Genomic DNA, 22,011 nt, shown 5'->3' with positions numbered 1-22,011 from the left:
GAAAAAATCATAAAAGTGTTACATTTGCAACACATAAACTTAAATAGCTTAATTACTATTAATATTGAATAATGTTATTTAAACAGATAATCTAAAAATTTAATAATGAAATAATATCTAGCCTGAAGGCTAAAAAAATTGTTATGAAGACGCTAATTTAATGGCGTCTTTTTTATATTTAAGGGATTACAAATTATATGGAGGGGTTAGATGGAAATAAATAATATTTGTAATAAATGGAAAAATAGCAATTTTAATAAAAAAGCAAGTATGGATTTATGGGACTCTATGGCGGAAAGTTTTAATAAGTTTACAGTGCCTACAGCAGAAGATAGCCAATTTTTAAAGATTGTATGGGAGAATAATATGATAGATTCTAACTTTCAAGTTTTAGATGTGGGTTGTGGCAGTGGAAGGTATTCAATTGCTTTATCTAATTTGTGTGAAAATATTACAGGAATTGATTTATCACCAAAGATGATTGAAAATGCAAACAATAACAAAGAAGCATATAAAGCAAGTAATGCGGAGTTTTACTGTGAAGACTGGAGTGATTTTGATTTAGTTTTTGCTCATATGACACCAGCTGTTAACAATGCAGAAACCTTTGAAAAACTGTCAAAGGCTAGCAGAAAATATTGTGTACTGTGTAAGCCTACAAGAAGAACTGACCCAGTATCTGACAAAGTAAAAGAACTTGTAGGTATAAGTAAAAACAAAGAAAGTTGTGACATGGACATTGCCTATGCATTTGAAATGTTATGGCTACAAGGATATGAACCAAAGGTAGAATATGAAAAACAAGTGTGGCATATGGAAAAAACACTTGAAGAAGCTTTTGGATTATATATAAACAGAGTTAAATCATATAAGGAAATTACATTAGAGGAAGAAGCAATTATAAAAAAATATTTAGAGTCAATATGTAAAGATAAAATAGTTAGTGAAGAAGTAAATACAACTATAGCAACTATATATTGGCAAGTATAGGAGGATATGAGATGAGAAAAGAATTATGGGAAAAAGCAGTAGGTTTTCATGGACATGAGTGCCCAGGTCTTGCAATAGGAGTAAGGGCTTGTGAGGCAGCAATAGAAAAATTGGGGATTGGAACTTCAAAAGATGAAGAAATAGTTTGTATTACCGAAAATGATGCTTGTGGAGTAGATGCAATTCAATCCTTATTAGGGTGTTCCATAGGAAAAGGAAACTTGATTTATAGAGGAACAGGAAAACAAGCATTTTCATTTTTTAATAGAAGAAATGGTGAAAAATTACGTCTTTATTTTAAAGGTGTAAGTCATATAGATGATAGAGATGCTAAGCAAAAATTTATTTTAGAAGGACCTATAGATGAAGTATTTGATTTTTCTGTACCTAAATTTGATTTACCAGAGCAAGCACGTATTTTTACTAGTGTAGAATGTGAATGTTGTAGGGAAAAGGCACCAGAGCATAAAATGCATTTACAAGGTGGTAAAACTGTATGCGAAGATTGCTTTAATCCATATAACAGAGGATGGTAAAAGTTAAAATATACAAATAGAGGATATAAAAAGAGGGGGAAAAAATGAAGATTATTAAACGTATTTTACCGATGCTACTTATATTAATGTTGTCTATTACAGGATGCAGTCAAACTTCCGATGAAAAAGAAAAAGATGAATCTAAAACGAAAAAAGTAACTGATGTTTTAGGAAGAGAAGTAGAAATACCTAGTGAATCAGATTCTATTGTAGCCTTAGGTGCTGGAGCATTAAGAATGGTATGTTATATGCAAGGAACTGATAAGGTAGTAGGGGTGGAAAATCTGGAAAGTGAAATAGCTATTTCTAGACCTTATAGTTATGTTTATCCAGACCTTGCTAAACTACCTGTAGTAGGTGAAGGGGGAAGTAATGGTAGCACTGCCTATCAAGAAGAAATAATAAAAGCAGAACCAGATGTTATCATAACGGCCTATGATAAAGATATGGCAGAAGATCTTACTGAAAAAACTGGAATACCTGTAGTTACAGTTTCTTATAATGGTATATTTGATAAAAATATGGATAAATCATTTGAATTAATAGGTGAAGTTATTGGGAAACAAGATAGAGCTAAAGAATTAATTACATATATGGATGAATTAGAAAAAGATTTAGATGATAGAACTAAGGATATAGATGATAAAGATAAACCAACAGTATATACTGGAGCAGTGAGTTTCAGAGGAGAGCATGGATTTGAAGGAACTTACGGAAAATATCCTCCTTTTGAGGCAATAAATGCAAAAAATGTAGTTGATCAAACTAAGAAAGAGGGAGCTTTATTGGTGGATTTAGAAAAAGTATCTACATGGGATCCAGATATAATATTCTTAAATCCTCAAAATATGAAATTAGTAAATAAAGATTATAAGAAAAATCCTGATTTTTATAATTCTTTAAGTGCTGTAAAAAATAAGAAAGTTTATTCGCAACCATCTTATAACTGGTATACAACTAATGTGGAAATTGCCATATCAGATGCTTACTATGCAGGTTCTATAATATACCCAGAGCAATTTAAAGATGTAAATGTTGAAGAAAAAGCTGATGAAATCTACCAAAAGTTCTTAGGTAAAAAGTTATATAGTGATTTTGAAAAAGAAGGATTAGGATTTGGGTCTATTACTATTGGAGAGTGATTAGATGTTAGCAATTAAACAACATCGAGTATTAAGTAATTATAATCAGTATGTTTACAAAAAAAGGTTAATATTATTTATTATATTTTTACTTACAGTTGGAATGGGGCTATATGCAATCAGTGTTGGATCATCTAATTTGTCTGTAATAGAAGTAATTAAAACTCTTATAGGACAAGGCAGCAAACAGAGTAATATGCTTTTATATAATATAAGATTACCACGAGTTGCTATGGCAATAGTATCTGGAGTAGGATTGGCTATTACAGGATGTGTCATGCAAAGTATTTTGAAAAATCCTTTAGCATCAGCATCAACATTAGGAGTATCTCAAGGGGCAGCCTTTGGAGCTGCCATGGCTATTGTATATTTTGGAGCAGGTTCCATACAAAGTAATACAGCAGATGCTGTAGCAATAAGTAATCCTTATATGACAAGTATATGTGCTTTTACTGGATCTATGGGAGCCACAGTGGTTATTTTATTACTTTCTAAGTTTAAAAAAGTAACTCCTGAAACAATGGTCCTTGCTGGAGTTGCCATAAGTTCATTATTTTCTGGAGCTACAGCTTTAATTCAGTATTTCGCCAATGATGTTCAAGTTGCAGCCATAGTTTTTTGGACATTCGGAGATTTAGGTAGGGCTTCTTGGAGAGAAATATTAATTGTAACAGTAGTATCTGGACTGGCACTTATATATTTTATATATAATCGATGGAACTATAATGCATTAGAAAGTGGAGAACAAACAGCAAAAGGGTTAGGGGTAAATGTATCAACTATGAGAATTGTAGGTATGGTAATAAGCTCTTTGACAGCATCAGTTATTGTATCTTTTGTTGGAATAATTAATTTTATAGGTTTAATAGCTCCTCATATAATGAGAAAATTTGTAGGAAATGACTATAGATATTTAATACCTGCATCAGCAATATTGGGAACCTTCTTGTTGTTATTTAGTGATACTATAGCTAGGATGGTTATATCTCCAATTATTTTACCAATAGGAACTATAACATCTTTCATGGGAGCTCCACTATTTTTATATATTCTATTTAAAGGAGTTGAGAAATAATGATAAAAATAGATTCCTTAAAATTTTCATATAAACATAATGCTAAAATTTTAGATGGTATAAAATTTGATGTGGAAAATGGAGAGTGCATAGCTATACTTGGCAACAATGGTGCAGGAAAAAGTACCATGCTAAAATGTTTAAATAGAATTATCTCCCCACAACATGGAAGTGTTTATGTGGAAGGAGAAGATGTACTTCAGCTCAAACAAGGAGATATTGCGAAAAAGATAGCTTATGTAGCTCAGAAAAACGAGGCCACTAAATTCACTGTATTTGATGCTATATTATTGGGAAGAAAACCATATATAAAAGTTAGTGAAACGAGAGAAGATATAGAAATAGTTGAAGATATAATAAAAAGAATGGGATTAGAAGATTTTTCATTAAGGTATTTAGACGAACTTAGTGGAGGAGAGTTACAAAAGGTAATGTTGGCTAGAGCTTTGGCACAACAACCGAAGGTTTTATTACTAGATGAGCCAACAAGTAACTTAGATTTAAAAAATCAGCTTGAGGTATTAAAAACTGTTAATGAGATTTCCCATGAAAACAATATTTCTGTAATTATTGTAATACACGATTTAAATTTAGCATTAAGATATTGTGATAAATTCATCTTTCTGAAAGATAGAAAAATATATAATTATGGCGGAATAGAGATAATGTCCCCTGAAAATATTGAAGAGGTATATAAGGTACCTGTAGAAGTAAAAACTTATAATAATAAAAGTATAGTTATACCTTTAATATAAAAGTAAAAGCTGTAACTTGATAATTTTATTAAATTACAGTTTTTATAAGTTACGTAATCTTGGCAATGTTAGTTTATTTTATAGGGAAGATAGTAAATAGAAAGTAGTCAATTAACAAGCTGGGGGTATTATACCTTTAGCTTATTTTTCTTAAAAAATATATATTTGTTAATACTACAATATAAAAATTATCTATGAATATTGTATTTAAAGCAATTTATATATGAGATAAAGATTTATATTACTATGTAGGCTCATTAGAGGGAGTACTTTTAGATAAATAACATTGGTGATATTAAAAATAAATATGGTTATGATAATTTTGGAGATGAAGCAGAAATAATAACAAATAATTTAAATTAATAGATATTGATCATATTTTTACAAATAGATGGGATTTGTATTATATTATTAGAGGATTAAAAGAAAAATAGTATCTTATGATTTACATAACAATAATAGTGATAAAGATAGACATTATTCAATAAGTTATGTAAGGTTAAGTATAGAAAATTTTATTGAAATATATATAAAATACACTGATAAAGCAGATTTAGTCTTAGAGTATAGAGAAAAGGTTAATATTTTAATTGAAGATATAGATTATATAAAATCTAAAATTTAATAATAAATGAGAAGGCATTGTTAAACAGCAATGTCTTTTTAGTATGAAATGAACTTGGTAGAAGATATTTAATAACTTTACAGTTTATGTGAAATTAGTGCTAAAATGTATAAATAATATAATTATAATCAAAAATAGATAGCACATTTATTAATGGAGGAAATTATGAATATTTTGGATATAGGAATAGATATTGTGGAAATTGGAAGAATAAAACAATATATGAACAAAAATGAAAACTTCTTAAAAAAATTATTTACAGAAAATGAAATAGAACTATTTAAATCAAAAGGATATGCTTCGCAGACGGTAGCTGGAAATTTTGCGGCTAAAGAAGCTATAAGTAAATCTTTAGGGCTAGGCATAAGGGGTTATAACTTAAAAGATATAGAAATTTTAAGAGATGAATTAGGAAAGCCTATAGTAATAACACATAATAACTTAGAAGAAATATGTAGAAATTACAATGTCCTAGAAATAAAAGTATCAATATCTCATGGTCAAGACTATGCTATCGCCAACGCTATGACTATAATAAGAGAAAAATAACAATTAATTACAAGAGAAAAAATTATGCAAAAGAGGTTGACTTATTCCTTTGGATGTAATATAGTTTGAATATCAAAATGAAAGCTGGATTATTAATTTATTAATAACTTTAGGTTATTTTGAATATTATATTTTGACAATCAAGATATTTTAAAGTCAAAGATAAAAGAAGGAGAAATCTATGAAAGAGGTAATTATAGAAGGTTTAGGAAAATATACACCTTCCCATTTAGTTACTAATGATCAGTTAAGTGAAATCATTGATACTAGTGACGAATGGATTTATTCACGAACTGGCATAAAAAGTAGATATATTTCTAAAGGTGAAGATACATCTTATATGGCAGCAAAAGCTGGTGAAAAAGCTTTGGAAAATGCAAATATAAGTCCATTGGATGTGGATTTATTAATAGTTGCAACTTGTACACCAGATATGTTTACTCCATCTACTGCATGCATAGTTCAAAGTATTATAGGTGCAGATAATGCCCTTGCCTTTGATATAAGTGCTGCTTGTTCTGGATTTATATATGGATTAGATGTGGCTAAAGCTATGATGACATCAAATAATTATAAACATGCCCTAGTTATAGGTGCTGAAAATCTTTCAAAGTCACTTGACTGGGAAGACAGATCCACATGTGTATTATTTGGTGATGGTGCAGGAGCAGCTGTTTTGTCAAAAAGTGATAACTTAGGACTTATGAGCTCTTTTTGCAAATCAGTAGGAGAAAAATATAAATGCTTAACAATTGGAGGTAATGATGTAGATAGTCCATTTGTAGAAAGCAAAACCATTAGAGATTCTAAATTAAGAATGGATGGTGGTGAAATATTTAAGTTTGCTACCTCTGTTATAGTAAATTCAATTAATAAAATACTAGAAGAAAATAATTTAGATATTAATGATATTGATTATATAATTCCACATCAAGCAAATGTAAGAATTATTCAATATGCTGCTAAAAAGTTAAAAGTGGATATGGATAAGTTTTATATGAATATGGAGGAGTATGGAAATACTTCAGGAGCATCTATACCAATTGCAATTAGTGATATGAGTGAAAAAGGATTATTAAAAAAAGATAGTAAAATTATTTTAGTCGGATTTGGTGCAGGTCTTACTTACGGAGCAACTTTAATAAATTGGGCTATTTAATTTGAAATAAATAAAAATTTAGGAAATTTAAAATTAACAAGATTAACTAAGATTAAAGAACTAACTAAGATAACTAAAGTAAGAAAGTAAATTAAGATTACAAAAATAATAAAAATTATTAGAATTTATGGAGGATAAAAAAATGATATTTGAAAAATTACAAGGGATAATGGAAGAAAACTTATCAATAGAGAGAGATGAAATAAAATTAGATAGCACTTTTGCATCTTTAGGAATAGACTCACTAGATACATTCCAATTAATAATAGAGATAGAAGAAGAATTTGGAATAGAAGTAGAAGCACCAGAAAGTATGAAAACTATAAAGGACGTAGTTAACTATATAGAAGAAAAGACAAAATAATAAGATATGGTTACAGGAGGAAATATGAAAACTTCAAGGATAGCAGAATTACTTAATATAGAATATCCAATAATTCAAGGCGGTATGGCTTGGATATCAGATGCTACTTTAGCAGCAGCAGTTAGTGAAGCAGGAGGCTTGGGAATTATAAGTGGAGTAGGCGATACAGAAGATGTTAGAACTGAAATCAGAAAAACTAAATCACTTACTAAAAAGCCTTTTGGCATAAATATAATGCTTATGAGAGATAATATTGATGAAATTGCAAAGTTAGTATGTGATGAACAAGTTGCTGTAGTAACTACTGGAGCAGGAAGTCCTGGTAAATACATTGAAGATTGGAAAAAACACAATGTGAAAGTAATACCTGTTGTCCCTTCTGTAGCAATTGCAAAAAGAATGGAGAAATTCGGTGCAGATGCAGTTATAGTAGAAGGGATGGAAGCAGGAGGTCATATTGGCCAATTGACAACTATGAGTTTAGTACCACAAGTTGTGGATGCAGTGGATATCCCTGTAATAGCAGCAGGAGGTATAGGTGATGGAAGAGGTATAGCAGCATCGTTTATGCTTGGAGCTTGTGGAGTTCAAATGGGGACTAGATTTTTAGTATCGAAAGAATGCAAGGTACATGAAAATTATAAAGATAGAGTTTTAAACGCAAAAGATATAGATACTGAAGTTACAGGAACAAGTACATCTCATCCAGTTAGAGTTTTAAGAAATAAACTTACTAGAGAATATATAAGACTTGAAAAAACTAATGCAGACCCAGAAGAAATAGAGGCTTTAGGAAAAGGAGCTTTAAGAAAAGCTGTAGTAGATGGTGATGTTAATAATGGTAGTGTTATGGCAGGTCAGATAGCAGGACTTGTTAGTAAAAAACAAAGTTGTAAAGAAATCATAAATGAATTAATGAGTGAATTAGATTCAGTATTTGGGAGGGTTTCCAATGAGCAATAAAATAGCATTTCTTTTTCCAGGTCAAGGGTCACAATATATAAATATGGGGAAAGACTTATATGAAAATATAGAAAGTTGCAAAGACATATTTGATAAAGGTGAAGAAATTCTAAATATGCCTATGAAGGATTTAATTTTCAATGGATCTAATGAAGAACTAACTAGAACTAAAAATAGCCAGCCTGCAATAATGTTAACATCTTTAGCATGTGAAAAAGCTTTAGAGGAGGCAGGAGTTGAAGCTGACTATGCTTTAGGATTATCTTTAGGAGAATATGGAGCTTTAGTATATGGTGGAATGCTTTCTTTTGAAGATGGAATGAAGCTTATAAAGACAAGAGCTCAGATCATGGACTCTGAGGTAAGCCCAGAGGAAGGTACTATGGCAGCTGTATTAAAGCTTGATAATGACAAAGTTGAAGAGCTTATAAAAAGAGCTAGTGAGTTCGGACTTGTGGAAGGTGCAAATTATAACTGTCCTGGTCAAGTTGTAATATCAGGGGAACACAAGGCAATAAAAGCAAGTATGAAAATAGGAAAAGAACTAAAAGGAATGGTAGTTCCTTTAAAAGTAAGTGGACCTTTCCATAGTTCTATATATGAAAAGGCTAGTTACAAATTTTATGAAGAGTTAAAAAAAGCAAATATAAATAAATTTGAAAAAACAGTTTACTCTAATGTAAAAGGAAGTCCTTATGAAGAAAGTGATGATGTGAAGGAATTATTAAGACAACAAATAATGTCATCAGTACTTTTTGAAAAGAGTATAAGAGATCTAATTAATAAAGGAGTAAATACTTTTGTAGAATTAGGTCCAGGTAAAACTTTAAGTGGATTTGTAAAGAAAATAAATAAAGATGTAAAAATCTATAATGTAGAAGATTTAAAATCTTTAAAAGAAACAGTTGAAAGTTTAAAGCTTGAAAAAATTGATGCTTAAGCTTTGAATAACGGGAGGAAAGTTAATGTTACAAGGAAAATGTGCAGTAATTACAGGTGCTTCTAGAGGTATAGGTAGAGAAATTGCTCTAAAATATGCCAAAGAAGGCGCTAATATAGTGCTTAATTATAGAAATAGTGAAACAGAAGCTCTTCAGTTAAAAGAAGAATTAGATAAATTAGGATCTGATACTTTGATTTTCAAAGCAAACGTAAGTAATTTTGAAGAAGCTGAGAAATTAATAAAAGAAGCTAAAGAAGCTTTTGGTAGAGTAGATATATTAGTTAATAATGCTGGTATAACAAAAGATAATTTAATAATTAGAATGAAAGAAGAAGATTTTGATAGTGTTATAGATGTTAATTTAAAAGGAGCATTTAACTGTTTAAAAGCAGTAACTCCAATAATGATAAGACAAAAATCTGGAAAAATAATAAACATGTCTTCAGTTGTTGGTGTTATAGGTAATGCAGGACAAGTTAATTACTGCGCATCAAAAGCAGGTCTTATTGGAATGACAAAATCTTTAGCACGTGAAATTGGAGGCAAAAATATAAATGTAAATGCTATTGCTCCAGGATTTATAGATACTGATATGACAAAAGTACTAAGTGAAGACCAAAAGAAAAATATAATGTCTCAAGTGCCTCTTAAAAGATTAGGTCAGGCAGAGGATATTGCTAATTTAGCATTATTTTTAGGTAGTGATCAATCTAATTATATAACAGGTCAAGTCATCCATGTGGATGGCGGCATGGCAATGTAGGAGGTTTTTATGAATAGAAGAGTAGTTATAACAGGAGTTGGTGCTATTACACCAATTGGAAATAGCGCTGAAGAATTTTGGACTAATGCTAAAAATGGAAAATTAGGAATCGACTTTATTAAGTCAATGGACGTTGAAAATCTAGACGTAAAAATAGCTGGAGAAGTCAAAGGCTTAAAGATAGAAGATTATTTAGATAAAAAAGAATGTAGAAGACTTGATAAGTTTACACAATATGCACTTATAGCTAGTGAAGAAGCTATAAAACAGTCAGGTATAAATGTGGATGAAATAGATAAAAATAGAGTTGGTGTAATGGTAGGTTCAGGTATAGGAGGTTTCCATACTCATGAAAATGAATTTAGAAATTTATACCAAAAAGGACCTAAAAGAATATCTCCAATGTATATTCCTATGACTATAATTAATGCAGGAGCTGCTAATATTGCCATTAAATATGGTGCGAGAGGAACTTGTACATCAGCTGTAACGGCTTGTGCTACAGGAACTAATAATATAGGTGATGCATTTAGACATATAAAACATGGATATGCGGATGTAATGATAAGTGGAGGATGTGAAGCATCTATTACAACCATAGCTATAGCTGGGTTTAGTAATATGAAAGCTTTAAATTCTAAAAATACACCTGAAAGAGCATCTATACCATTTGACAAAGATAGAAGTGGATTTGTTATGGGTGAAGGTGCAGGTATATTAGTTATGGAAAGTTTGGACCATGCATTAGAAAGAGGAGCAAATATACTATGCGAAATAGTAGGATATGGATCAACTTGTGATGCATATCATATAACTTCTCCAGATCCAGAGGGGATAAGTGCATCAAAAGCAATGAAAGATGCTATTGACGAAGCTGGTATCAACCCAAGTGAGGTTTCTTATATAAATGCTCATGGTACATCAACACCATATAATGATTTATTTGAAACTAGAGCAATTAAAAAAGTATTTGAAGAAGATGCAAAAAACATTCCTATTTCTTCAACTAAATCTATGACAGGTCACTTGTTAGGAGCAGCTGGAGCAATAGAATCCATAGCGTGCATAAAGTCTTTACAAGAAGGATTTATACATCCAACTATAGGTTATAGTGAAAGTGAAGAGGAATTGGATTTAGACTATGTTCCTAATGTAGGAAGAGAAAAGGAGCTTAAATATGCTCTAAGTAACTCCCTAGGATTTGGCGGTCACAATGCCACACTTTTATTCAAAAAGTGGGACTAAATAGGAGGTAAATATGAGATTTGATGAAGTAAAAGAACTTATTGAACTTATTAACAACTCCAATTTATCTTATTTTGAAATGAGAGATGAAAAAGAGTTTATAAAAATGGATAAATCAATTACAAGAAATTATGTATCTAACAGCAATGATTTATGTGACAATAATTCAAATAAATTAGCCATTACTGATTTAAGTAATGATGATGATATAAAAACAGAAGTTAAAGAAAATATTGAAGAAAATCATGTTTCACAAAATAATGATGATGCTGATATGGAAGTAATAGTTTCACCAATAGTGGGAACATTTTATGAAGCTATGTCACCAGATGATGACCCTTTTGCGAGTATAGGTCAAAAAATAAGCAAAGGTGAAGTAGTTTGTATTGTGGAAGCCATGAAACTTATGAATGAAATAAGTGCGGAATTTGATTGTGAAATAGTTAGTGTATTAAGTGAAAATGGAAAAATGGTTCAATACGGAGAACCATTATTCAAAGTAAGGAGAGTATAAATGTTAACTGTTAAAGAAATAAAAGATATTTTACCTCATAGATATCCATTTTTAATGATAGATAGAGTTGAAGAAGTATTAGAAGGAAAAAGTGCAAAAGGATATAAAAATGTAACTATAAATGAGAACTTTTTCAATGGACATTTTCCAGAGTATCCTGTAATGCCAGGAGTATTAATTTTAGAAGCTTTAGCTCAAATGGGAGCAATATGTATACTGTCACAGGATGAATTTAAAGGAAAAATAGGATTCTTAGTTGGGGCAGACAAAGTAAGATGGAAAAAGCAAGTAATGCCAGGAGACAAATTGAATTTAGAAATAGAAATAGTAAAGCTAAGAGGAAATATTGGTGTTGGAAAAGGTAAAGCTACTGTGGATGGAAATTTAGTTTGTGAAGGCGAGATAATGTTTGCTATTGGGTAGGTGATATTATGTTAAAAAAAATTCTTATAGCTAACAGAGGTGAAATCGCAGTAAGAATAATTAGAGCTTGTAGAGAGCTTAATATAAGAACTGTGGCTATTTATTCTGAGCAGGATAAAGATGCACTTCACACTCAAATGGCAGATGAAGCTGTTTGTGTGGGAGGACCTCTTAGTAAAGATAGTTATTTAAATATGACAAATATTTTAAGTGCATGTGTTTTGACGGGGTGTGAAGGTATACATCCCGGTTTTGGATTTTTATCAGAAAATCCTAAGTTTGCGAAAATGTGCAGAGAATGCAATATAAAATTCATTGGTCCAGATTATGAAACTATTGAGCTAATGGGAGACAAAGCAAGAGCTAGAGAAATAATGAAAAAAGCAAATGTTCCTGTTGTACCAGGATATGAAGGTGAAATACTTTCATATGATCATGCTTTAGATTTAGCTAAAAATATAGGATTTCCACTGATGATAAAAGCAGCTGCCGGTGGTGGAGGCAAGGGAATAAGAATAGTAAGAGATATTAAGGAATTCAAACATAATTTTGAAGCTGCCAAATTAGAGGCAAAAGCTTGTTTTGGCGAAGATAAGGTTTATATTGAAAAATTTATAGAAAATCCAAGACATATAGAATTTCAGATATTGGCTGATGAATATAACAAGGTAGTTCATTTAGGTGAAAGAGAATGCTCAATGCAAAGAAATAACCAAAAAGTGCTAGAAGAAGCTCCATCTATTTTTCTAAATGATAATTTAAGAGAAAAAATGGGGAAAGTTGCAGTTAAAGCAGCAGAGGCTGTTGATTATAAAAATGCAGGGACTATAGAATTTCTAGTGGATGATAGTGGTGAGTTTTACTTTATGGAAATGAATACAAGAATTCAAGTTGAGCATCCTATTACAGAAATGGTTACTAATATAGATATAGTAAAAGAACAGTTAAAGATAGCTTCAGGTATGAAGATGGAAATTAACCAAGAAGATATTAAAATATCTGGTCATGCTATAGAGTGCAGAATAAATGCAGAAGATCCAAAAAATAATTTTAGACCATGTCCAGGAGTAATAACAGAATTGTATACTCCATCAGGTTTAGGAGTTAGGGTTGATAGTGCTATTTATTGTGGTTATGAAATTCCACCATATTATGATTCTATGATAGGAAAGCTTATAACTTTCGGAGATGACAGAGAAAACGCCATAATTAAAATGAAAAGAGCCTTAGACGAATTTGCCATAGGTGGAGTTACAACAAATATAGATTTTCAATATGAAATACTGGAACATGAGGATTTTATAAATGGAAATTATAATACTTCTTTTATAGAGAATAAGTTGGTGAATAATAATGCTTAAAAATTTATTTAGAAAAAGAGAATATGTTACAGTAAGCACTAGAAATTTAGAGGATAGTTCACATACTCCCAATATACCTAATGGAAAATGGACTAATTGCCCTAAATGTAAAAACATACTTTATAAAGAAGATTTAGAGAGAAATTACAAGGTATGTATAGGATGTGGTCATCATTTTAGTATTTCTGCAAAGAATAGAATAGACCAAATATTTGATAAAAATACATTTGTGGAACTATTTAAAGAGGTAGAAACTAAAAATCCTTTAAATTTTGAAGGATATGAAGATAAATTAGAATTAAATCAAGCCAAATCTGGTTTAAAGGAAGCTGTCATAACAGGAACTGGTGAAATCGATTCTCTTAAGGTAGCAACTGCAATTATGGATAGTAACTTTATGATGGGAAGTATGGGATGTGCTGTAGGTGAAAAAATAACACGTATTGTGGAGTATGCAACGAAGAATAGACTTCCTCTTATTATTTTTACAGCATCTGGTGGAGCTAGAATGCAAGAAGGTATATTTTCACTTATGCAAATGGCTAAAACTTCTCTATCAATATCAAGACATAATGAGGCGGGGCTTCTATATATTAGTGTAATAACTCATCCTACAACAGGTGGTGTTACAGCCAGCTTTGCCATGGAAGGTGACATAATAATAAGTGAGCCAAATGCAGTAATCGGATTTGCAGGAAGAAGAGTAATAGAAAATACCATAAATGAAAAATTACCAGAAGATTTCCAAAGTGCAGAGTTTGCTTTGGAAAAAGGATTTATAGATTCTATCGTTAAAAGAAGGGATTTAAGAAACTATTTATATAAAGTTTTAAGATTACATGGGGTGAGAGAAAATGCAAAATAATGAAAATATAATATGGGATAAGGTTAATCTTGCAAGACATAAAGATAGACCAAATGCTAAATTTTATATAGAGAACATATTTGATGAATTTATTGAACTTCATGGTGATAGATCTTTTAGGGATGATAAAGCTATAATTGGTGGAATTGGTAGTATAAATAATATAAATGTAACAGTTATTGGAATCAACAAAGGAAAAAACACAAAAGAAAATATAGATATGAATTTTGGCATGGTTCATCCAGAAGGATATAAAAAATCTTTAAGGTTAATGAAGCAAGCAGAAAAATTTAAAAGACCTATAATTTGTTTTATAGATACTCCTGGAGCATTTTGTGGTATAGGAGCGGAAGAAAGAGGGCAAGGTTATGCCATAGCTCAAAACTTACTAGAAATGAGTAGCTTGAAAACTCCTGTAATATCTATAATCATAGGAGAAGGAGGCAGCGGTGGAGCACTAGCCCTTGCCTTAGGTGATAAAGTATATATGATGGAAAACTCTATTTATTCTATTTTATCTCCAGAAGGATTTGCATCTATACTATGGAAAGATGTAAGCAAGGCAAAAAAGGCAGCTTTAGCAATGAAGATAACTTCCCATGATTTAAAAGATTTTGGCATAATAGATGATATTATTATGGAGCCAGAAAATGGTGCTCATACAAACCCACTTCAAGCAGCTGAAAATATAAAAGAATATATATTGAAGGATCTAAACAATTTAATTCATATAAATTCTGATGAACTATTAAAGAATAGATATGATAAATTTAGAAAAATGGGTAGTTTTGAGTGCGATGAAACTATAGAAAAATAGAATTTTAAGAACAAAAAATGATTAACTCTAATGGAAGTAGATTATGAAAAATAAAATATTAAATATTATAAAAAACTGGCTAATTCCAACGGAGTTAGCCAGTTTTCTTAATTTATAAATTATATCTCACAAGTTAATTCATCCATAACTTCTTTTACTGATTTTAATTCCTTTATTTTATATGCATCTGCCCCACAGAATAATAGAGCATCGTCCACATTACCTTTTACTGCATTTATTAAAGCAGTTGAAATACAATAAGGTGTGTCCTTAGGATTACAAGGAACTAAACAATTATAGCACTTAGTAATTTTAGGTCTTGAGCATAATACCTTATCAATAAATTTATTTTTTATTGCTCTTCCAGGAAGTCCAACAGGACTTTTAACTATTTTAATATCTTCTTCCTTGGCATTAATATAAGTTTGTTTAAAGTTATCATGGGCATCACATTCATGAGTAGCAACAAATCTAGTACCTACTTGAACACCACTAGCACCTAAATTTAAATATTTTTTTACATCAAGTCCAGAAGATATTCCGCCAGCAGCAATTACTGGTATTTTTTTATTGTATTTTTCTTCGTACTTCTTTGTTATGTCTAGAATCTTAATAAATTCATCGTCATAATTAATTGATTTTATATCGTCTAACTCATCATTACTAAAACCTAAGTGACCACCAGCCTTGGGACCTTCCACAATTATTAAATCAGCAGTTGTCTTGTCCTTTTTATCCCACATTTTTAGGATAACTTGTGCTGCCTTAGATGATGATACAATAGGAGCTATTTTAGTTGTACTATTTTTCACTAATTTAGGCAAATGCAAAGGTAGCCCAGCTCCAGAGATTATTAAGTCACAGCCAGATTCTATTGCTGTTTTAACATGTTCTTCGTAATAATTCATGGCTACCATTAAATTAACACCAATTATACCATTATTGGATTTTTCTTTAGCTATTTTAAGATGCTTTTTTAAAGCTCTTAAATTTGCTTCTAAAGTGCTATTTTCAAAATCATCTTCATCATATCCAATGTTAACACCAGATATAATCCCGATTCCACCAGCATTACTAACGGCAGATGCCAAAGATGATCTAGATATACCTATACCCATACCACCTTGTATTACAGGCACTTTTGCAATTAAATTTCCTATTACTAATTCTTTCATAAATTTCCTCCTATATAATGGGGAAATTTAAAATTAAAACTAACTAAGATTAATTAATATTATACTATAAAACACAGCGTTTTCATACTATAATAATCTTATGAATATATGGAAAATTCAAGGTTTTGGATATATAAATTAAAATTTTAAAAGGAGGACTAAAAGTAAGTAAATGTTAAGAATAAGACCGCATCATGTACTTTGTATGAGAGCTTATAGTGGAAATGGATACAGTGAAGAATTTAAAGCTAAAATGAAAAATATTATAAATGAAATTAAAGCTTATAATAAATTTCTTCAAGTAGATAATTTAAAAAAAGAAATGAATGAAGTGGAGTTAGTTTTTCATACAGATAGTATTTGTGAAAAATGTCCTAATAAATTAGATGAAAATCTTTGCTCGTCTCAAGACAAAGTAAAATTACTTGATTTAAAAGTAGCTAAGCATTTTAATTTAAAAGAGGGATTTTATAATTATAGTGAATTAGAAGACTTAGTATATAACAATATAACAGAAGATATATTTGATGATATTTGTAAAGAATGTGAGTGGTATGGAGTTACCAATTGTAAGGATTATATAATTACTAAATAATGTTGAAAATACAGATAAAATGTCGTTTAAAATAGATTGTCTGTACTGTGAAAATCACATATAATGTATTTAATGCTAAGGTGAAAAATTTAAAAATAATAAAATCTAATATCAATGTATATAAATCATGAAGATTTATATTAATTAAAATAATTAATGTAGCTTCATGTTTTTTGTTTAATTGGGACTAATCTTTTAAGCTTTTATTTTTATAATTTTATTGAAAAACTATATTATTATGGAAGTTGGTGCGCCTATGGAAGAAATAAAGATGATAAGTAATGTAGGGTATGATATTGGGGAAAAAGCTGAGTTACATGAATTAGAAATATTAAGATTACTGGAAATGATTAAATATGATCAGTATCATGATTTTTATAATAGAATTTTGGTTATTGCTAAATCTGTACAAGTTACTTTACCAGATGCGTTATTTAAGCATGATTATGATACCTTTGAGATTCACATAAATGCATTATGGGAAGGAATAATGAAAAGTTGTCCTACTTTTAAAAATTAAAATATACTAAATTAGATATTAAAAAACTCCTAAGAAATAAAAATGCTTTTATTTCTTAGGAGTTTTTTTAATTTCCAACCTCTTATTATGAAATGATATAATTAATTGAGTAATTAAAAATGGAATATTATAAAAAGGAGATATAACATGAAAAAAGTGTCACTAAGAAGTTGTGATAGTTATAAATATGAAGAAGTGAAGTCCCAATTTAAAAAATTGTTACAGGATCTAGGTGGACTTGAAAAGTATGTAAAGAAAAACAGTACAGTATTTATAAAACTGAATCTTGTTGCAAAAAAACTACCAGAAGAAATGGCAACTACTCATCCTATGATTTTGAAAATTATGGCTGAACAACTTTTGGAGCTTGGATGCAGGGTAATAGTTGGCGATAGTCCAGGTGGACCTTACACAAAATCATCTTTAAAAGGTGTATACAAAGCTTGCGGAATAGAAAAAGTATGCGAAGAACTTAATATTGAACTAAATTATGACACTTCAGAAATAAAAGTAGAAAATACACATGGTAAAATACTAAAATATATGACAGTAATAAAGCCTATAGTTGAAGTAGATCATGTTATAAATATTTGTAAATTAAAAACTCATGCCATGGCAACCTTTACAGGAGGGATAAAAAATTTATTTGGAGTAATACCTGGGGTGAAAAAGGCTGAGTACCATTTTAAAATGCCCGAAGTTAAGGATTTTACAGAGGCATTAGTTGATATATGTGCCTTTGTATCACCAGCCCTTACTATTATGGATGGTGTAGTAGGTATGGAAGGTGAAGGTCCAACTGCAGGTGTACCTAGAAAAATAGGTATGTTACTAGCTTCTCCTAGTCCTTATGCTATAGATATTATTGCTTGCAAACTAATAAATTTAGATCCACTTAAGGTTCCAACAGTACAAAGGTGTGTTGAAAGAAACTTAATAGAAAAAGACTTTTCGGATGTTTGTTTATTAGGAGAGGAATTAGAAAATAAAGTAATTAAGGATTTTAAAATACCTTCAAATAAAAGTATTAGCTTTTTAAGAGGTAAAGTACCTAAAAATATTGAGATTTTTATAAATAAAAAACTGGCAGGAAAACCAGTAATAAATTATAAAGAATGTGTGAAGTGTGGAGTATGTAGCAGAGTTTGCCCACCAAAAGTTATAGATATGAATGAGAATGGTCCTAATATAAATTTGGACAATTGTATAAGATGTTTTTGCTGTCATGAATTATGTCCTAAAAAGGCTGTGGATTTGAAAAGACCTTTTATTTTTAGGTTTTTATAAAAATATTTAAATGTAACTTACGCATAAAAAACTATACTTCAGGAAAAGTAATTGATATTTTATTTTAAGTTCATATAATATAAAACATATAAATAGAAATTTAAAATCTTTATATCCTATTTATATAAAAATTTCAGGGACAGTAAATTATAATTAGCATAAAGACGGAGGGGGAGCTTATGTTTTTTCTAAACTATATAGTATTTATACTGACAATTTTATTTACACATTTAATAGCTTTAAGCACACAATCATTAAGTAGTAGGAAATACTTTTTTGGAGTATACATAAACGAAATAATTATAGAAGAAGATTTGAAAATTAAAATAAATAAAGATTTTAAAAGAAAATTAAATATATCACTGCTTTTAAGTATTATGATCTATTTAATGTTAAAAAGTATATTTGATTTAAATATAGGCGCTAATATTATAATTTGCACTACCATATATCTTACTTTATTCTTTTTAATTTTAACAATTGAATATAAAAAAGTTAAATATATTAAAGATACTTATTTAGCTAATTTACAATCATGTAATAATGAAAATAAAGAACGAGCACCTGTACGAGTAATTATAAAAGAGGATGAAATTCTTGCAGAAGAAAAGAAAAAATTAATAAAAAAATTTAAAATACTATTTGGAATATGTATAGTATTATCTCTGGCATCATTTGTATATGTTTTGTTAAGCTATAAAAATATGCCAGACACTATAATCACACACTGGGGAGCATATGGAAAACCAGATGGATACTCTGAAAAAAATATACTAAACGTGTTCTTTACTAGTTTTATAGATATATCTATGGTACTATTATTTTCTGTAATAGGTGTAGGAAGTATAGCTGGAAATACTTATATAGATGATAAAAATTTAGAAGTAAATAGGAAGAAAGCTCTAAAATATTTAAATGGCATAGGATATTCTTTTCTTGCCTTAACTCTTAGTATTCAATCTATTACATCTACAATACCAATATTTATGGTACAAGAAAAAAATATGCCAATGTGGCTAACTTTAGGATCATGTATAGTACCAATTTTTATAGTAGTGCCTGTAATTTACTTTTATCTTATGTTAAGTAATATAAAACCTAAGAGTAGAAATATATATACTGTTGAAAATGATGATGAAAAGTGGATTTATGGTTTTATCTATTACAACAAAGAAGATCCAAAGCTTATGGTGGAAAAAAGACTAGGTATGGGGTGGGGCATGAATATGGCTCATACTTTAGGAAAAGTCATTACAATTATCCTAGTGTTAATAACAGTTGGAAGTTTATTAATATGTTTTATATAGGAGAATTCAATATTCATATGAATGATTTTATCAATCATGATCATAATAAAAGGATTGGAAGAGGGAATTGAAATAAATAATTCTCAAAACTCAAATAAAAAATAATAAAAAGTCTTATTTAAAAATAGATTCTCTAAACAATATGTGAATAGAGAAAATAATAGAGTGGATATAATTATAGATCTAGAAATAAAGAATGACAAAGAAACTGTAAAGAAAATTTTGAGAGATTATTTAGAAAATTCTTGGGAATTTGTAATTAAATAGAAAATCATTGATAGTAATATAGATAAGGTTTGTATTCGTAATGATGAGAGAATATATGAGAATAGAAGATGAAGTATGCTTAAGTTAAGTATAATATTTTTATAATAAATAATAATTAGATAACAAGTAGTTACTAGGTAAATAAATTTAGTAACTACTTGTTATTTTTATATGATTATATGAGAAAAAAGTCGAAATAATCTACAAAGTTTGAAGAATTGATTATTTAATACTATATGTGGGTAATAAGGAAATAGCAGCTTAAAAGGCTAAAAATACAAATTAGGAGGATATCTATGAATTTCAATAAAATGGCTAAGGAAATCTTAGATAATGTTGGTAATGTAAAAAATATAAAAGAAGTTATACATTGCTATACTAGACTAAGGTTCACACTAATAGATAAAAATAAAATAAATAAGGAGAATCTTCAAAAAATTGAGGGTGTTTTAACTGTACAAGAAAGTATGGATCAATTACAAATAGTAATTGGAAGTACTGTAGACAAAGTTCACAAGGAGCTAGTAGTATTAATGGAAAATGAAAAAAAATCATCAGACATAAAAGCCTCTAAAAATGAAAAAGAAGCTTCAAAGGAGAAAGAAGATACTTCAAGAAATAAAATAGGTGATTTATTTAATAAGGTACTTTCAGCTATGTCAAAAATCTTTGCACCTGTAGTACCTGCTTTAGCTGGATCAGGAATGATAAAAGGTATACTTGCCGTTTTATCTATGTACTATATGAATAAACATGGTATTGATATTAAGACTAACGATACCTATATAATATTTAGTGCTGCATCAGATGCAGTATTTTATTTCTTCCCAATAATACTTGCTTACACTGCAGCAAAGGTATTTAAAGCTAGCGAAATAATATCGATGGTAATTGGAGCAACGCTTTGCTATCCAGCCATAGTAGCTTTAATGGGAGAAGAAAGAGTAATATCATTATTTGGGATTGCTGTTACAAAAGCAAGCTATACATCATCAGTAATACCAATAATAATTGCAGTATGGGTATTATCATATGTGGAAAAATTCTTAAATAAAGTAGTTCCAGAAGTAATCAAAACTATAATGGTTCCAACATTTATATTATTAATAATGGTTCCCGCTACACTTCTATTATTTGGACCGATTGGAATTTATATAGGTAATGGTGTGAACTTTGCATATCACCAATTAATGAGCTTTAGTCCAATTCTTTGTGGTGCATTTATAGGGGGGCTTTGGTGCGTTCTAGTTATATTTGGAGCACATAAAGCAATTATACCAATAGCTATAAATGATGTGGCTGTAACTGGGCGTCAAAATTTATTAGCATTTGCAGGGGCTGCAAACTTTTCGCAAGCAGGAGCAGCTTTAGGAGTATTTTTAAAATCAAAAAATCAATTTTTAAAAACAGTAGCTTTATCAGGAAGTATAACAGCTTTATTTGGAATAACAGAGCCAGCTATTTATGGAGTAAACTTAAGACTTAAAAAACCTATGATATGTGCAGTAATCTGTGGTGCCATAGGTGGTGGAATTATGGGGTATGGAGGAGCTTATGGTATAGCATTTGCCAACCAAGGTCTACTTACAATTCCAGTATATGCACAGGCAGGTGTTATGGGATTTGCTTCTTATTTAATAGGTATATCTATAGCATTCTTCGGGTCAGCAGTACTTACATATATAGTTGGATTTGAAGATATAAAAGAAGAAGAGTCTCATTTAGAAGTCGAAGTATCAGCATAATTATAATTGACATTAGGAGGAGAAAA

At 29.7% G+C, this 22,011-nt stretch carries 24 protein-coding genes; 23 read left to right on the top strand and 1 reads right to left on the bottom strand.

What is annotated here, in order from left to right; genetic code table 11:
• The first annotated feature begins 210 nt into the window (after nucleotides 1–210).
• The 17 genes from K0039_RS11705 to K0039_RS11625 all read left to right on the top strand — a co-directional run bounded on the left by K0039_RS11705 (nucleotide 211) and on the right by K0039_RS11625 (nucleotide 15,089).
• Nucleotides 211–990 (top strand): class I SAM-dependent methyltransferase, encoded by a 780-nt coding sequence (locus tag K0039_RS11705; RefSeq protein WP_228105254.1) that lies wholly within the window; start codon nucleotides 211–213, stop codon nucleotides 988–990.
• An 11-nt stretch (nucleotides 991–1,001) separates the two neighbouring features.
• Complete coding sequence (locus K0039_RS11700) at nucleotides 1,002–1,526, top strand: FmdE family protein (protein ID WP_228105253.1); 525 nt, start codon at nucleotides 1,002–1,004, stop codon at nucleotides 1,524–1,526.
• Between the two features lie 44 nt (nucleotides 1,527–1,570).
• Entirely contained in the window at nucleotides 1,571–2,668 is a 1,098-nt protein-coding gene (locus K0039_RS11695; protein ID WP_228105252.1) for an iron ABC transporter substrate-binding protein, read from the top strand.
• 4 nt (nucleotides 2,669–2,672) lie between these two features.
• Nucleotides 2,673–3,743 carry a FecCD family ABC transporter permease gene (locus K0039_RS11690; protein ID WP_228105251.1) on the top strand — a complete coding sequence of 357 codons (1,071 nt, stop codon included), beginning with the start codon at nucleotides 2,673–2,675 and terminating at the stop codon, nucleotides 3,741–3,743.
• The gene (locus K0039_RS11685) at nucleotides 3,743–4,498 is read left to right on the top strand and encodes an ABC transporter ATP-binding protein (protein ID WP_228105250.1); all 756 of its coding nucleotides are present in this window, start codon (nucleotides 3,743–3,745) and stop codon (nucleotides 4,496–4,498) included. The genes K0039_RS11690 and K0039_RS11685 overlap by 1 nt, the downstream gene beginning before the upstream one ends.
• A 790-nt stretch (nucleotides 4,499–5,288) precedes the next feature.
• Nucleotides 5,289–5,672: a holo-ACP synthase gene (acpS, locus tag K0039_RS11680; RefSeq protein WP_228105249.1), complete on the top strand. Its 384-nt coding sequence runs from the start codon at nucleotides 5,289–5,291 to the stop codon at nucleotides 5,670–5,672.
• Between the two features lie 181 nt (nucleotides 5,673–5,853).
• A complete protein-coding gene (locus K0039_RS11675) occupies nucleotides 5,854–6,831 on the top strand; it encodes a beta-ketoacyl-ACP synthase III (RefSeq protein WP_228105248.1) in 978 nt (325 codons plus the stop codon).
• Between the two features lie 142 nt (nucleotides 6,832–6,973).
• On the top strand, nucleotides 6,974–7,195 hold the full coding sequence (locus K0039_RS11670; RefSeq protein ID WP_074919422.1) for an acyl carrier protein: 222 nt from the start codon (nucleotides 6,974–6,976) through the stop codon (nucleotides 7,193–7,195).
• A 24-nt stretch (nucleotides 7,196–7,219) separates the two neighbouring features.
• Nucleotides 7,220–8,158 carry an enoyl-[acyl-carrier-protein] reductase FabK gene (fabK, locus tag K0039_RS11665; protein ID WP_228105246.1) on the top strand — a complete coding sequence of 313 codons (939 nt, stop codon included), beginning with the start codon at nucleotides 7,220–7,222 and terminating at the stop codon, nucleotides 8,156–8,158.
• Nucleotides 8,148–9,098, top strand: a complete 951-nt coding sequence (gene fabD, locus K0039_RS11660) for an ACP S-malonyltransferase (protein ID WP_228105245.1) — start codon at nucleotides 8,148–8,150, stop codon at nucleotides 9,096–9,098. Before fabK ends, fabD begins: the two co-directional genes overlap by 11 nt.
• 25 nt (nucleotides 9,099–9,123) lie before the next feature.
• Entirely contained in the window at nucleotides 9,124–9,864 is a 741-nt protein-coding gene (fabG, locus tag K0039_RS11655; protein WP_228105244.1) for a 3-oxoacyl-[acyl-carrier-protein] reductase, read from the top strand.
• 9 nt (nucleotides 9,865–9,873) lie between these two features.
• The gene (gene fabF / locus K0039_RS11650; RefSeq protein WP_228105243.1) at nucleotides 9,874–11,109 is read left to right on the top strand and encodes a beta-ketoacyl-ACP synthase II; all 1,236 of its coding nucleotides are present in this window, start codon (nucleotides 9,874–9,876) and stop codon (nucleotides 11,107–11,109) included.
• Nucleotides 11,110–11,122: 13 nt separating this feature from the next.
• A complete protein-coding gene (gene accB / locus K0039_RS11645; RefSeq protein WP_228105242.1) occupies nucleotides 11,123–11,623 on the top strand; it encodes an acetyl-CoA carboxylase biotin carboxyl carrier protein in 501 nt (166 codons plus the stop codon).
• Nucleotides 11,624–12,046 (top strand): 3-hydroxyacyl-ACP dehydratase FabZ, encoded by a 423-nt coding sequence (gene fabZ / locus K0039_RS11640; protein ID WP_228105241.1) that lies wholly within the window; start codon nucleotides 11,624–11,626, stop codon nucleotides 12,044–12,046.
• 8 nt (nucleotides 12,047–12,054) lie between these two features.
• On the top strand, nucleotides 12,055–13,407 hold the full coding sequence (locus K0039_RS11635; protein ID WP_228105240.1) for an acetyl-CoA carboxylase biotin carboxylase subunit: 1,353 nt from the start codon (nucleotides 12,055–12,057) through the stop codon (nucleotides 13,405–13,407).
• Nucleotides 13,400–14,272, top strand: coding sequence for an acetyl-CoA carboxylase, carboxyltransferase subunit beta (accD, locus tag K0039_RS11630; RefSeq protein WP_228105239.1), 873 nt, complete (start codon nucleotides 13,400–13,402; stop codon nucleotides 14,270–14,272). The genes K0039_RS11635 and accD overlap by 8 nt, the downstream gene beginning before the upstream one ends.
• Complete coding sequence (locus K0039_RS11625) at nucleotides 14,262–15,089, top strand: acetyl-CoA carboxylase carboxyltransferase subunit alpha (RefSeq protein WP_228105238.1); 828 nt, start codon at nucleotides 14,262–14,264, stop codon at nucleotides 15,087–15,089. Before accD ends, K0039_RS11625 begins: the two co-directional genes overlap by 11 nt.
• Nucleotides 15,090–15,208: 119 nt before the next feature.
• Here K0039_RS11625 and K0039_RS11620 read toward each other — a convergent pair whose 3' ends face one another.
• On the bottom strand, nucleotides 15,209–16,264 hold the full coding sequence (locus K0039_RS11620) for an NAD(P)H-dependent flavin oxidoreductase (protein ID WP_228105237.1): 1,056 nt from the start codon (nucleotides 16,262–16,264) through the stop codon (nucleotides 15,209–15,211).
• 172 nt (nucleotides 16,265–16,436) lie between these two features.
• On the opposite strand from K0039_RS11620, the gene K0039_RS11615 reads away from it, so the two are divergent.
• The 6 genes from K0039_RS11615 (at nucleotide 16,437) to K0039_RS11595 (ending at nucleotide 21,985) form a co-directional block, all read left to right on the top strand.
• On the top strand, nucleotides 16,437–16,859 hold the full coding sequence (locus K0039_RS11615) for a DUF1284 domain-containing protein (RefSeq protein ID WP_228105236.1): 423 nt from the start codon (nucleotides 16,437–16,439) through the stop codon (nucleotides 16,857–16,859).
• Nucleotides 16,860–17,079: 220 nt separating this feature from the next.
• Nucleotides 17,080–17,379 (top strand): hypothetical protein, encoded by a 300-nt coding sequence (locus K0039_RS11610; protein ID WP_228105235.1) that lies wholly within the window; start codon nucleotides 17,080–17,082, stop codon nucleotides 17,377–17,379.
• A 147-nt stretch (nucleotides 17,380–17,526) separates the two neighbouring features.
• Nucleotides 17,527–18,666, top strand: a complete 1,140-nt coding sequence (locus K0039_RS11605) for a DUF362 domain-containing protein (protein WP_228105234.1) — start codon at nucleotides 17,527–17,529, stop codon at nucleotides 18,664–18,666.
• A gap of 179 nt (nucleotides 18,667–18,845) precedes the next feature.
• Nucleotides 18,846–19,973, top strand: coding sequence for a DUF5808 domain-containing protein (locus tag K0039_RS11600; protein ID WP_228105233.1), 1,128 nt, complete (start codon nucleotides 18,846–18,848; stop codon nucleotides 19,971–19,973).
• Nucleotides 19,974–20,117: 144 nt separating this feature from the next.
• A complete protein-coding gene (locus K0039_RS21990; protein ID WP_265589471.1) occupies nucleotides 20,118–20,240 on the top strand; it encodes a hypothetical protein in 123 nt (40 codons plus the stop codon).
• Between the two features lie 296 nt (nucleotides 20,241–20,536).
• The gene (locus tag K0039_RS11595; protein ID WP_228105232.1) at nucleotides 20,537–21,985 is read left to right on the top strand and encodes a PTS transporter subunit EIIC; all 1,449 of its coding nucleotides are present in this window, start codon (nucleotides 20,537–20,539) and stop codon (nucleotides 21,983–21,985) included.
• The last annotated feature ends 26 nt before the right edge of the window (nucleotides 21,986–22,011 follow it).

The organism is Terrisporobacter mayombei (genome assembly GCF_020748465.1).
In the GTDB taxonomy this organism is placed as follows: domain Bacteria; phylum Bacillota; class Clostridia; order Peptostreptococcales; family Peptostreptococcaceae; genus Terrisporobacter; species Terrisporobacter mayombei.
This window is presented reverse-complemented; position numbering and strand designations above follow the sequence as displayed.

Excerpts from the sequence above, each read along its gene's own strand:
- fabZ (WP_228105241.1), top strand. The coding sequence starts at position 11,624 with ATGTTAACTGTTAAAGAAATAAAAGATATTTTACCTCATAGATATCCA.
- K0039_RS11700 (WP_228105253.1), top strand. The coding sequence starts at position 1,002 with ATGAGAAAAGAATTATGGGAAAAAGCAGTAGGTTTTCATGGACATGAG.
- K0039_RS11685 (WP_228105250.1), top strand. The coding sequence starts at position 3,743 with ATGATAAAAATAGATTCCTTAAAATTTTCATATAAACATAATGCTAAA.
- K0039_RS11595 (WP_228105232.1), top strand. The coding sequence starts at position 20,537 with ATGAATTTCAATAAAATGGCTAAGGAAATCTTAGATAATGTTGGTAAT.
- acpS (WP_228105249.1), top strand. The coding sequence starts at position 5,289 with ATGAATATTTTGGATATAGGAATAGATATTGTGGAAATTGGAAGAATA.
- K0039_RS11605 (WP_228105234.1), top strand. The coding sequence starts at position 17,527 with ATGAAAAAAGTGTCACTAAGAAGTTGTGATAGTTATAAATATGAAGAA.
- fabF (WP_228105243.1), top strand. The coding sequence starts at position 9,874 with ATGAATAGAAGAGTAGTTATAACAGGAGTTGGTGCTATTACACCAATT.
- fabK (WP_228105246.1), top strand. The coding sequence starts at position 7,220 with ATGAAAACTTCAAGGATAGCAGAATTACTTAATATAGAATATCCAATA.
- K0039_RS11625 (WP_228105238.1), top strand. The coding sequence starts at position 14,262 with ATGCAAAATAATGAAAATATAATATGGGATAAGGTTAATCTTGCAAGA.
- K0039_RS11620 (WP_228105237.1), bottom strand. The coding sequence starts at position 16,264 with ATGAAAGAATTAGTAATAGGAAATTTAATTGCAAAAGTGCCTGTAATA.
- K0039_RS11600 (WP_228105233.1), top strand. The coding sequence starts at position 18,846 with ATGTTTTTTCTAAACTATATAGTATTTATACTGACAATTTTATTTACA.
- K0039_RS11615 (WP_228105236.1), top strand. The coding sequence starts at position 16,437 with ATGTTAAGAATAAGACCGCATCATGTACTTTGTATGAGAGCTTATAGT.
- K0039_RS11690 (WP_228105251.1), top strand. The coding sequence starts at position 2,673 with ATGTTAGCAATTAAACAACATCGAGTATTAAGTAATTATAATCAGTAT.
- accD (WP_228105239.1), top strand. The coding sequence starts at position 13,400 with ATGCTTAAAAATTTATTTAGAAAAAGAGAATATGTTACAGTAAGCACT.
- K0039_RS11695 (WP_228105252.1), top strand. The coding sequence starts at position 1,571 with ATGAAGATTATTAAACGTATTTTACCGATGCTACTTATATTAATGTTG.
- K0039_RS11705 (WP_228105254.1), top strand. The coding sequence starts at position 211 with ATGGAAATAAATAATATTTGTAATAAATGGAAAAATAGCAATTTTAAT.
- K0039_RS11670 (WP_074919422.1), top strand. The coding sequence starts at position 6,974 with ATGATATTTGAAAAATTACAAGGGATAATGGAAGAAAACTTATCAATA.
- fabD (WP_228105245.1), top strand. The coding sequence starts at position 8,148 with ATGAGCAATAAAATAGCATTTCTTTTTCCAGGTCAAGGGTCACAATAT.
- accB (WP_228105242.1), top strand. The coding sequence starts at position 11,123 with ATGAGATTTGATGAAGTAAAAGAACTTATTGAACTTATTAACAACTCC.
- K0039_RS11675 (WP_228105248.1), top strand. The coding sequence starts at position 5,854 with ATGAAAGAGGTAATTATAGAAGGTTTAGGAAAATATACACCTTCCCAT.
- K0039_RS11635 (WP_228105240.1), top strand. The coding sequence starts at position 12,055 with ATGTTAAAAAAAATTCTTATAGCTAACAGAGGTGAAATCGCAGTAAGA.
- fabG (WP_228105244.1), top strand. The coding sequence starts at position 9,124 with ATGTTACAAGGAAAATGTGCAGTAATTACAGGTGCTTCTAGAGGTATA.